Raw genomic sequence first — 11,200 nt, forward strand, 5'->3', positions numbered from 1 at the left:
CCGGCCCACACGCGTGGTGGGGGGGCCCTGGGGGCGGGCCCCCCCCCTCGACGGGTGCTCCGGGTTCAGCTCGCTGCGTAGCTGAGGCAGTCGGCGGTGTCGCCGGCCACGTCGATCGCGCCGGCGGTGCACAGCAGATCGGAGTTGTGCACGCACTCGAGGCGCTTGCACGCGCCCACCTGGCCGCTCGGGGTCGACAGCGCGGCGCGCGCGTCGAGCGCGATGAAGGTGTCGCAGGACGCCTTCGCGCCGGAGCCGCCGACGGTGATCGCGAGTGCGGTGCAGCCGCCGTCGTTGAACGCGCAGGCGGTGGTGGTACAGGTCTTCACGGTTGTCGTGGTCATGAGCTCGGCCTTTCGTGTGGGGCGGACTTCCTCAATCCGCATTCACGATAACCCCGCATTTGCGGCCTGACAAGCAATATTAGCCTTACCTAACTTCTCGAGCATTAAGCAAAGAGCGTCTTTCGAAAATCAGAGACCGCCCACCGGAAAGGCTGCTGACTAGGCGGGACGTCCGGCGCCCAGGCCATCGCGTGCGTGCCGAATACCGCACTCAAAAAGGCCACCTCGGCTTTTCGTAAATCGCGGGCGCCGATCGGCTACGTACTATTGAGCAATCGTCCCCGCCGCGGCCAACTCGGCCTCCTCGGCAGCGGTCAACTCGATGTCCGCGGCGTGGAGGTTCTCCTCGAGGTGGGACACGCGCGAGGTGCCAGGGATGAGCAGGATGTTCTCCCGGTGGGCGAGCAGCCACGCCAGACCCAGCTGCGCGGGCGTGACACCCCTGCGCGCGGCGACGGCCCTGACGGTGGCATCTTCGGTGACCTTCGGCGTGTGCGGGAAGGCCGAGCCGAGTGGGAAGTACGGAACGTAGGCGATCCCGCGGCGGTGGCACAGTTCGAGAACGTCGGCGTCGGAGCGATCGAGCAGGCTGAACGCATTCTGGACACAGACGATGCCGACCAGGTCGTCGGCCGCCTCCACCTGTTCCCGGCTCGCTGTCGAGATGCCGATGCCGGCGAGCTTGCCCTCGGCGCGCAGAGCCGCGAGTTCGGCGAGCTGGTCCTCCATCGGCACCCGCTGGCCGGGGTCGCCGACCGGATGGTCCATCAGGCGAAGGTTGACCGCGCCGAGCCGCTCCACTCCGAGACTGCGCAGGTTCTCCTCCACCGCGTCGCGAAGCTGCTCGGGTCGCTGGGCGGGCAGCCAGGCCCCGTCGGCGTCCCTGAGCGAGCCGACCTTGGTGACCAGGACGAGCCCGTCGGGGTACGGGTGGAGCGCCGCATGGATCAGCTCGTTGGAGACGTCCGGCCCGTAGTACTGGGCGGTGTCGATGTGGTCGACCCCGAGGTCGACGGCGCGCCGCAGCACCGCGAGCGCCTCGTCCCGATCCCGTGGCGGCCCCATCACCCCGCGGCCGGGCAGTTGCATCGCCCCGAACCCGATCCGGTGCACTCTGAGGTCTCCGATGGCATAGGTGTCCATGCGCCGAATCTAGTCCGGTCGCTCGCGGACGCCGCGTGGCGGCAGCCGGTGGCGGACGTCCCACCCGCTGCACCGGCCGGATGGGCGCATAGACTCCCGTGCCATGGCAGTCGGGATCATCGGGCTCGGACGCCTCGGCGGCGCGCTGGCCAGGGGGCTCGCCCGGGCGGGCGACATCGAGACGTATGTCTTCAGCCGCAGCGCGACCTCCGCCTCCGGGGTGCTCGCCGGCGCGGCCGGCGTGATGCTGCTGGAGTCGGCGGCGGCCGTGTTCGAGCGCTGCGACGTGGTGTTCGTCTGGATGGGGCCGGAGGATGCGCGCGCGGTGCTCACCTCCTGCGCGGAGGTGGTCACACGGCGCCGGCCGTTCCTGGTCAGCAGCACCAACCAGGTGAGGTTCGGCGAGTTCAGCCCACGGTGGGCGACCACCCTGCCGAACGTGAACCTCTGTGTCGGCAGGGGCGCAACCCTGCTGACCTGGAATGTCCCGCCGACCGCGGCCGACCGAGAGGCCGTGCTCGCGCCGCTGCGGGCGTGCGGCGCGGTGTACGAGGTGGGTGAGCAGGAGATGGCGTTCTTCTGCGGCCTGACCAGCAATGGCCCGGCGTTGTACGCCAGGGCCATGGAGGGCTGGGCCGACACCGTGGCCGACCGGCACGGTTTCGACCGGGAGCGGTGCCGGGAGTTGGTCCGCCAGACCGTCGCCGGCACGATCGCCCTCCAGGAGGCCGAGGGGATCGACGCCGCCGAGGTGATCCGTCGGGTGGCCCACCCCGGCGCCAGCACCGAGCGGGGGCTGCGCGTCCTGGACGCCCAGGTCGAGCCGGTGTCGGAGCAGGTGCTCCGCGCGATGGGCCAGTGGTAGCCGCTCCGGAGGTCACCAGCCGAGGAATTCGCCGATCGCGTCGTTCACCGGACCCGGCGCGTCCTGATTGGCGTTGTGGGCGGCGCCCGCCACGACCACGAGCCGCGCCTGCGGATCGCGCTGCGGCCAGCGGTGCAGCGCCTCGGCGATGTTCCCGCTGCGGTCGTGCTCGCCGAGGATGAGAAGGGTCGGCACCGGAAGCCGGTAGTCCGGGTCGGGGGTGAGCGCCTCGCGCGCGAACCGCATCACCTCCCTGAATCGCCGCCGTCCCGTCGAGGCCAGGGCTTCGGCGGCGTACGCGCGCGTGGGCGGCAGGGCGCCGCAGGCCAGAGCCGACTGCCGCACCGCCAGGCGCCACGGGTAGCCGGCCAGGATCGGCACGGCCAGGGCGAGCAGGATCCGATCCACGCGGCCCAGCGGGCCGTGGTTGTCGGTGCAGTCGATCAGGACCAGCCGCTGCGCCGCACCAGGCTGGCTCGCCAGGAGGGTCTGTGCGAGGTTGCCGCCCATGGACTGCCCGACCAGCACCACCCCCGCTCCGTCGAGGGTGGCGAGCAGGGCGGCGAGGTCGTCGACCAGGTCCGGGTAGCGGAAGCGACCGGCCAGCGCGGACGCCCCGTGCCCGCGGGCGTCCCAGACGCAGATGCCCCAGTCGTCGGGGACGCCAGCGACCTGGGCGTCGAACATGCGTCCGTCCATGCCCGCGCCGTGGAGGAACACGATCCAGCGGCCGCCGCGAGGTTCCCTCCGGCGCACCAGCACGTCACAGCCGGGGCGGGGCAGGTGGGTGTCGAGGAGCGGACGCACGGGCAGGCCGCTCAGTGCTGCATGTCCACGAACCGGCTGTAGTGGCCCTGGAAGGCGACGGTGACGGTCTTGGTCTGGCCGTTGCGGTGCTTGGCGACGATGAAGTCGGCCTCCCCGGAGCGCTCGGACGCGTTGTTGTACATGTCGTCGCGGTGCAACAGGATCACCATGTCGGCGTCCTGTTCCAGCGAGCCCGACTCACGCAGGTCGGACAGCATCGGCTTCTTGTCGGTGCGCTGCTCGGGGCCGCGGTTGAGCTGGGACAGCGCCACCACCGGGACCTCGAGCTCCTTGGCCAGCAGCTTCATCTGCCGGGAGAACTCCGAGACCTCCAGCTGGCGGCTCTCCACCCGCTTGCCCGAGCTCATCAGCTGCATGTAGTCGACGATCACGAGTTTCAGGTCGTTGCGCTGCTTGAGCCGGCGGGCCTTCGCCCTGATCTCCATCATCGTGAGGTTGGGCGAGTCGTCGATGTACAACGGCGCGCTCGACACGTCGGCGGTCTTCCTGGCGATCCGCGCCCAGTTCTCGTCGCTCATGTGGCCCTTGCGGATGTCCTGCAGCGGCACCTGCGCCTCGGCGGAGATGAGCCGCATCACGATCTCCGTCTTCGTCATCTCCAGGCTGAAGAACGCCGAGCACAGGCCGTGCTGGATCGCCGCAGCGCGCGCGAGGTCGAGACCCAGGGTCGACTTGCCGACGCCGGGTCGTGCCGCGACGATCACCATCTGGCCGGGGTGGAGGCCGTTCGTCAACTCGTCGAGGTCGACGAAGCCGGTCGGGACGCCGGCCATGATGCCGTGGGCGCTGAGGGCCTCGATCTCGTCGAGCGTGGACTCCATCAGCGCGCTCAGCGGCTCGTAGTCCTCACCGGCCTTGCCCTCGGCCACCTCGTAGATGGCCTGCTGGGCGGCGTCGACGATGCCCGCGACGTCGCCCTGGCCGGCGTACCCCAGCTGGCTGATCCGGATCGACGCCTCCACCAGCCGGCGCAGGATGGCCTTCTCCCGCACGATCTCGGCGTAGTAGGCCGCGTTGGAGGCGATCGACACGGTGGAGAGCAGGTCGTGCAGGTAGATGTGGCCGCCGACCCGGCCGAGTTCACCACGCTTGGTGAGTTCGTCGGCCACGGTGATCGCGTCGGCCGGTTCGCCGCGCCCGTACAGGTTGAGGATCGCCTCGTAGATGGTCTCGTGCGCGGGCCGGTAGAAGTCGCGGCCCTTCACGATCTCGGCCACGTCGCCGATCGCGTCCTTGCTCAGCAGCATCGCTCCGAGCACGCTCTGCTCGGCGGCGACATCCTGCGGCGGGGTGCGGTCGGGCCCTGCGTACTCAGCCTCGCTGTCGTAGGGCATGACCTCCGCGAGCGACACCTCTCCCACTCCCTCCAGGGCTCGATCCGTCGTCTGGCACAGGCTAGGACGAGCCTCTGACACATCGGTGCCGACGGCGCCTGCGGCGTCCCTTCACGGTGTCCCGACCCGCGCCAACCTAGACCCTTCTCAGGTTCCTCTCAACGGCGTCATCCACAGGCCCTGTGGATGACGTGGGGACAAGTGTGGAGGCGCGCCGTCGACCCTGTGCACGACGTCGTGGCGTGGCTGTGGAAACCGGGCATGAACGCCGTTCATTTTCGCTCTGGCTAGGTGAAATGACGCACAGCCCTTGTGGACGCAAAGAACTTTCCGGCGGCCTCGGACGCGTGGTCTCCCCGCTTGACACGCCCCGCGTGGCGGGGTGTATAGGCCTTGGTCAGACCAAGTTATGCACACGGTTTCCACACCCGGACGGCACCGATTCATACCCATGGGGGGTATAGTGACTAGGGTAGATGGAGGTGGGCATGGAACACACGGAACAGCTGTCACACGAGAGCGACTGTCACCACGACGCCGGGCACGGCTACCTCGACCACAAGGACGAGTACCTGCGCCGCCTGAAGCGCATCGAGGGGCAGGCGAGAGGCCTGCAGCGGATGGTCGACGAGGAGCAGTACTGCATCGACATCCTCACCCAGGTGTCGGCGATGACGAAGGCCCTGGAGGCCCTCGCCCTGGCCATGCTCGACGAGCACCTCAGCCACTGCGTCGTCCGCGCGGCCCGCGCCGGCGGCGAGGAGGCGGAGGAGAAGCTCCGCGAGGCGTCGCAGGCGATCGCCCGCCTCGTCCGCTCCTGACCGGGAACCGGTCGGACCACCATCTTGTCCACATCAAGGGAAGGAACACCAATGATCACCAGCTACACCGTCTCCGGCATGACCTGCCACCACTGCGCGAACGCCATCACCGAGGAGGTCTCGGCGGTCCCCGGCGTCACCGGCGTGGAGGTCTCGCTCGACGACGCGAAGATGGACGTCACCTCCGAGGCTCCGGTCGACTTCGACCGCCTCGTCGAGGCCGTCTACGAGGCCGGCGAGCAGTACAGCATCGCCTGACCCGGCGTCTTTCGACGCCGTTCGCCCGTCCCGAGCCACCCTTCTCCAGCGCCAGCGTCCAGACGGGGGCGCTCGACGTGGGCGATGGCTCTCGGCGAGGAACGGTGACGCTCGACGCGGGGGACGGCCGCCGCCATCCGGGCCCGGGCGGGATACGTCATCAACAGATCAGGAGCACGTGGTGACCACGCAGCAGCGTGAATCGGTGGAACTCGACATCCGCGGCATGACCTGCGCGTCGTGCGCGGCGAGGATCGAGAAGAAGCTGAACAAGCTCGACGGGGTGCAGGCGTCGGTGAACTATGCGACCGAGAAGGCGCTGGTGCTCTACCCGGCGCCGGTGCACGTGGAGGACCTGATCGGCGTCGTCCGCAACACCGGCTACGACGCGGCCCTTCCCGACCCGTCCGCCGAACCGGTGGACCACGCCGCGGTGCTGCGCACCCGGTTGGTCTGGGCCGCCGTCCTCGGCGTCCCGGTGATCCTGCTCGCGATGGTCTCGCCCTGGCAGTTTCCCGGCTGGCAGTGGGTCAGCCTCGTGCTGGCGGCGCCGGTCTACGCCTGGGCGGCCTGGCCGTTCCACCGTTCGGCCCTGGTCAACGCCCGCCATCGCGCCACCACGATGGACACCCTGATCAGCCTCGGCACCACCGCGGCCTTCGGGTGGTCGCTGTACGCGCTGCTGTTCACCGATGCCGGACGGATCGGCTACACCCACCCGTTCGAGTTCTCACTGATGCGCGGCCACGGCGCGGCGGCGATCTACTTCGAGGCGGTCGCGGGGATCGTGGTCTTCCTGCTGCTCGGGCGCTACATCGAGGCCCGCTCGAAGGCCACCGCCGGCGAAGCCGTCCGCGCGCTGCTGACCCTCGGCGCCACCGAGGCGACCCTGTTGCGGGACGGCAGGGAGACCCGCGTCCCGATCGATCAGCTGCGCGTCGGGGACACCTTCGTGGTGCGGCCGGCGGAGAAGATCGCCACCGACGGAGAGGTGGTGGAGGGGTTCTCCGCGATCGACGCGTCCCTGGTCACCGGGGAGTCGGTCCCGGTCGATGTGGTCGCCGGCGACACCGTGATCGGCGCCACGCTGAACACCACCGGACGACTGCTCGTGCGGGCCACCCGCGTCGGCAGGGACACGCAACTCGCCCACATCGCCCGCCTCGTCGAGGAAGCCCAGACCGGCAAGGCCGCGGTCCAGGCGCTTGTCGACCGGGTCTCGGCGATCTTCGTGCCCGTGGTGATCTCGCTGTCGGTCCTGGTCTTCTTCGGCTGGCTGCTGGCCGGCGAAAGCCTGTACTTCGCCGCCGCTGCGGGCGTCGCCGTGCTGATCATCGCCTGCCCCTGCGCCCTCGGCCTGGCCACCCCGACCGCCCTGCTGGTCGGCACGGGACGAGGAGCCCAGCTCGGCATCGTGATCAAGGGTGCCGATGCCCTCGAGCGCACCCGTGAGGTCGACACCGTCGTGCTGGACAAGACCGGCACCGTGACCACCGGCGAGATGTCCGTCGTCGCGGTGCACCCCGCTGCCGGGGTGACCGAGGCGGAGTTGATGCGCTACGCCGCCGCGGCGGAGTCGGGCTCCGAGCATCCGATCGCGCGGGCCATCGCGGCTCGGGGCGGCTCAGACCTGTCTGTGACGTCGCTCACCAACGCGCCCGGGCTCGGCGTCACCGCCGAGATCTCGGGCCGGGAGGTGCTCGTCGGGCGTCGGACGTGGATCGATGACGCGATCCGGCCACGCGAGGGTGGCCAGTCGTCCCACCCGTCAGATCTGGAGGCTGCCGCGGCCGAATCGCGACAAGCCGCCCCCACGACCGAGGTGGCCGTCGCCTGGGACGGCGAGTTCCGCGGCACGATCGAGGTCGCCGACACGGTCAAGGACTCCTCGGCGGAGGCCGTCCGCCGCCTGCGCGGCCTCGGACTCACGCCGATCCTGCTCACCGGCGACAACCGGGCGACGGCCGAGGCCGTGGCCGCCGAGGTCGGCATCGAGGAGGTGGTCGCCGAGGTGCTGCCGCAGGACAAGGTCGCACAGGTCACCCTCCTGCAGGAACAGGGACGCAGGGTCGCGATGGTCGGCGACGGCGTCAACGACTCCGCCGCCCTGGCCCAGGCCGACCTCGGGATCGCACTCGGCACCGGCACGGACGCGGCGATCCAGGCCGCCGACCTGACCCTGATGCGGGGCGACCTGCGGGTCGCGGCCGACGCCATCCGCCTGTCCAGGGCGACCCTGGGCACGATCAAGGCGAACCTCTTCTGGGCGTTCGCCTACAACTTCGCCGCCATCCCGCTGGCCGCTCTCGGCTTCCTGAACCCGATGATCGCCGGCGCCGCGATGGCGTTCTCGAGCGTGTTCGTGGTGCTGAACAGCCTGCGCCTGCGCGGGTTCCGTCCCGCCGGCTGAGCCCGCGGCGACCCCGTCCCCGCGGCGTCCGAACGACCCTGCGGGGACGCCGCGCGCCCGGCGAGGCGTGCCGGCGGGTTGCGTTCCTTCACAGGAAGCACACAACTGGCTCCTGGGTGTCCGGACATGAGCGGATGGCTGAATGGGGAGAACACACCGAACCACCAGGAGAACCCGATGTCCACCATCCTCGTCGCGGCCGACCTCGTCGCCATCCTCATCCTCGTCTTCGGCCTCTTCGTGCCCCGGCACAAGCGCCGCGACCTGGTGGTCGCCTACCTGATCGTCAATGTCGGCGTGCTGGCCCTGATGGCCACCCTCAGCTCGATCTCGACCAGCGTCGGGGTCGGCCTGGGCCTGTTCGGGGTGCTGTCGATCATCCGGCTGCGGTCGGAGGAACTCGCCCAGCACGAGGTCGCCTACTACTTCGCGGCGCTGGTCCTCGGCCTGCTGGCCGGGAACTCCGCGCTCGGCGTCGAGTTGACCCTCGGCCTGATGGCCGCGGTCCTGGTCGTCCTCTTCGCCGGGGACCACCCCCGGGTCGCGAAGCGGACCAGCCGCCAGCAGCTCACCCTCGACCACGCCTACCCCGACGACCCGGACCTGAGGACCCGTGTGGAGGCGATCGTCGGTGGCCAGGTGCAGGACGTCCGGGTCCTCCGCACCGATCTGGTGAACGACACCACCGTCGTGGAGGTCCGCTACGTCCCCTCGACCTCGCCGGTCCGGGAGCAGGTGGAGGCGTCATGACCACCCTGCTCCCGCACGCCCCGACGGCGCCCGTCGTGAACCTCGACGCGCTGCCCGGCATCGGCCTGGCCGACCTGCTCGAGCAGGCCGCCCTGCAGACCCGCGTCGACCGCAAGTACCTGGTGGACGCCGACCGGCTGCCCGAGGTGATCGGTTCTGTGGACGGCGACCTGCGCGTCCTCGAGATCGACCGGCGCCGCGAGTTCGGCTACCGCTCGACCTACTTCGACAGCCCGCACCTGGACGGCTTCCTGCGGGCCGGCCGGGGACGTCGCCGCCGCTTCAAGGTGCGCACCCGCACCTACCGCGAGTCCGGGGAGACCTGGCTGGAGGTGAAGACCCGCGGCGCACGCGGGGAGACCGTGAAGGACCGCCTTCCCTACGAGCTCGCCGACGCCGGCCGGCTCACCGCCGAGGGCCGCGACTTCGTGGCCGGCGTCGTGGCCCAGCGTGGCGCGGGCGCGGTGGACGTGGCCGCGCTGGCACCCGTCCTGCACACCAGCTACCGCCGCGCGACCGTCCTGGTCACGCCGCGCGTCCCTGCGCACCGCGGCCGGCCCGAGCCGGAGCGCGCCGAGCCGGCCAGCCGCGTCACGATCGACACCGGCCTGGTCTGGCGGCGGGCCGGCTGCCAGGAGCGGCTGGCCTTCCCGGCCCAGGCGGTCGTCGAGACCAAGGGCGGGACCCGGCCGTCCGGCTTCGACCACGCGCTGTGGGACGCAGGCATCCGGCCCTCCCGGGTCAGCAAGTACGGGGTGGGCCTGGCCGCGCTCGACGACCTTCCCGCCCTGAAGTGGCACCGCATCGTGAACGACTACCTGTCGAACCCTCCCGAAAGGAACCAGCCATGACCTCCGACCGCACGCCGATGAAGCGGCTGGCCGCCGCGATCGCGGCCATCGCCGCAGGAGCGGTGCTCGCCGGCTGCTCGATCACCGGAGCCACCACCTCCGGCACGACCGATTCGACGACGGTGGCCGCCACCTCCGCCACGGTGGACGCGCTGCTGGCCGACAATGCCGAGAGCCACGCCGACTCCGACGACGCCGACTACGACGCGTCCGACGCCACCACGATCACGCTCGCCGACGGGGCGTCCACGACCAGTTCGGAGGACGGCGTGACGATCGACGGCGACACGATCACGATCACCGCGCCCGGCACCTACGTCCTCACCGGAACACTGAGCGACGGCCAGGTGGTCGTGAACAGCCCTGACGACGGCAAGGTGAGGATCGTGCTGGACGACGCGTCCATCACCAACACGGCGGGGTCCGCGGTCGTGATCACCGAGGCCGACGAGGCCGTGATCGTGCTCGCCGACGGGACGACCAACAGCATCACCGACGGCACCGGCTACGACACCTCCGCGGACGATGCGCCGAACGCCGCCCTGTTCTCGATGGCCGACCTGACCATCGGCGGCACCGGCTCGCTCACGGTCACCGGCAACACGAACGACGGCATCGCCAGCAAGGACGGCCTGGTCATCCTCAGCGGCACGATCACCGTGACCGCGGCCGACGACGGCATCCGGGGCAAGGACTACCTGATCATCACCGACGGCACCGTCACGGTGACGGCGGCGGACGACGGGCTGAAGTCCGACAACGAGGACGACGACACCGTCGGCTACATCCTCATCCAGGGCGGCACGGTGGAGGTCTCCGCCGGCGACGACGGCATGCACGCCGAGGGCGACCTGGCCATCCAGGGCGGCACGGTGACCGTCTCCACGTCGAACGAAGCGCTCGAGGGCGCGAACGTGATCGTCTCCGGCGGCGAGACGGACGTCACGGCGTCCGACGACGGCCTCAACGCCACCGCCGGCACCAGTTCCGACTCCGGCGGCATGGGTGGGGGTATGCAGGACGACGGCTCGCTGCTGGCCATCACCGGCGGAACCCTGGTCGTGAACGCCGAGGGCGACGGCCTGGACTCCAACGGGTCGCTGCTGGTCACCGGCGGCACCACCGTGGTGTCGGGTCCGACCGGCGACGGCAACGGGGCGCTCGACTCCAACGGCGGCATCACGGTCACCGGCGGGACGCTCGTCGCCGCGGGCAGCTCGGGAATGGCGGAGACACCGGGCGAGGACTCGACGACGGGCTGGGTCTCGGTCACCTTCAGCGAGCAGCTGGCGGCCGGTCAGACGGTCAGCATCGTGAAGGACGGGACGGTGATCGCGTCCTACACGACCGTCAAGCAGGTGGCGTCCCTGATCGTGGCCGACTCCGACATCACCTCCGGTGAGACCTACGACGTCTACGTCGGCGGCACGCTGGCCGGGACGACGGTGGGCACCTACTCCGACTCCGGAGACATCTCCGGGGCGACGAAGAACTCCACCGTGACCGCCGGCGAAGGCGGCTCGACCGGCACGGGTGGCGGCGGCCAGGGCGGCATGGGTGGCAGTGGCGGCGGCCCCGGCGGCGGCCAGGGTGGCC

11 protein-coding genes are annotated in these 11,200 nt (G+C 70.5%); 7 read left to right on the forward strand and 4 right to left on the reverse strand.

The window, feature by feature from the left end:
• Positions 1-65: 65 nt before the first annotated feature.
• Together QM633_RS04915 and QM633_RS04920 are read right to left on the reverse strand one after the other, a co-directional pair.
• A complete protein-coding gene (locus QM633_RS04915) occupies positions 66-344 on the reverse strand; it encodes a DUF1540 domain-containing protein (protein WP_415152610.1) in 279 nt (92 codons plus the stop codon).
• 264 nt (positions 345-608) lie between these two features.
• Entirely contained in the window at positions 609-1,487 is an 879-nt protein-coding gene (locus QM633_RS04920; protein ID WP_415152611.1) for an aldo/keto reductase, read from the reverse strand.
• A 103-nt stretch (positions 1,488-1,590) separates the two neighbouring features.
• On the opposite strand from QM633_RS04920, the gene QM633_RS04925 reads away from it, so the two are divergent.
• On the forward strand, positions 1,591-2,352 hold the full coding sequence (locus QM633_RS04925) for a pyrroline-5-carboxylate reductase family protein (protein ID WP_415152612.1): 762 nt from the start codon (positions 1,591-1,593) through the stop codon (positions 2,350-2,352).
• Between the two features lie 12 nt (positions 2,353-2,364).
• Here QM633_RS04925 and QM633_RS04930 read toward each other — a convergent pair whose 3' ends face one another.
• On the reverse strand, positions 2,365-3,159 hold the full coding sequence (locus tag QM633_RS04930) for an alpha/beta fold hydrolase (RefSeq protein WP_415152613.1): 795 nt from the start codon (positions 3,157-3,159) through the stop codon (positions 2,365-2,367).
• A gap of 11 nt (positions 3,160-3,170) precedes the next feature.
• Positions 3,171-4,514 carry a replicative DNA helicase gene (gene dnaB, locus QM633_RS04935; protein ID WP_415152620.1) on the reverse strand — a complete coding sequence of 448 codons (1,344 nt, stop codon included), beginning with the start codon at positions 4,512-4,514 and terminating at the stop codon, positions 3,171-3,173.
• Positions 4,515-5,002: 488 nt separating this feature from the next.
• Here dnaB and QM633_RS04940 point away from each other — a divergent pair, with 488 nt between their 5' ends.
• From QM633_RS04940 to QM633_RS04965, 6 genes are all read left to right on the forward strand, one after another.
• Entirely contained in the window at positions 5,003-5,335 is a 333-nt protein-coding gene (locus QM633_RS04940) for a metal-sensitive transcriptional regulator (RefSeq protein WP_415152614.1), read from the forward strand.
• A 51-nt stretch (positions 5,336-5,386) separates the two neighbouring features.
• Positions 5,387-5,593 (forward strand): heavy-metal-associated domain-containing protein, encoded by a 207-nt coding sequence (locus QM633_RS04945; RefSeq protein WP_415152615.1) that lies wholly within the window; start codon positions 5,387-5,389, stop codon positions 5,591-5,593.
• A 178-nt stretch (positions 5,594-5,771) separates the two neighbouring features.
• Positions 5,772-8,003, forward strand: coding sequence for a heavy metal translocating P-type ATPase (locus QM633_RS04950; RefSeq protein WP_415152616.1), 2,232 nt, complete (start codon positions 5,772-5,774; stop codon positions 8,001-8,003).
• Positions 8,004-8,180: 177 nt separating this feature from the next.
• The gene (locus tag QM633_RS04955) at positions 8,181-8,753 is read left to right on the forward strand and encodes a DUF4956 domain-containing protein (RefSeq protein WP_415152617.1); all 573 of its coding nucleotides are present in this window, start codon (positions 8,181-8,183) and stop codon (positions 8,751-8,753) included.
• Positions 8,750-9,604: a polyphosphate polymerase domain-containing protein gene (locus QM633_RS04960; RefSeq protein ID WP_415152618.1), complete on the forward strand. Its 855-nt coding sequence runs from the start codon at positions 8,750-8,752 to the stop codon at positions 9,602-9,604. The genes QM633_RS04955 and QM633_RS04960 overlap by 4 nt, the downstream gene beginning before the upstream one ends.
• Positions 9,601-11,200 (forward strand): carbohydrate-binding domain-containing protein (locus tag QM633_RS04965; protein ID WP_415152619.1); only part of this gene is annotated, 1,600 nt, incomplete at its 3' end. The genes QM633_RS04960 and QM633_RS04965, both read left to right, overlap by 4 nt.

Source organism: Propionicimonas sp. (genome assembly GCF_047606205.1).
Classification (GTDB): domain Bacteria; phylum Actinomycetota; class Actinomycetes; order Propionibacteriales; family Propionibacteriaceae; genus Propionicimonas.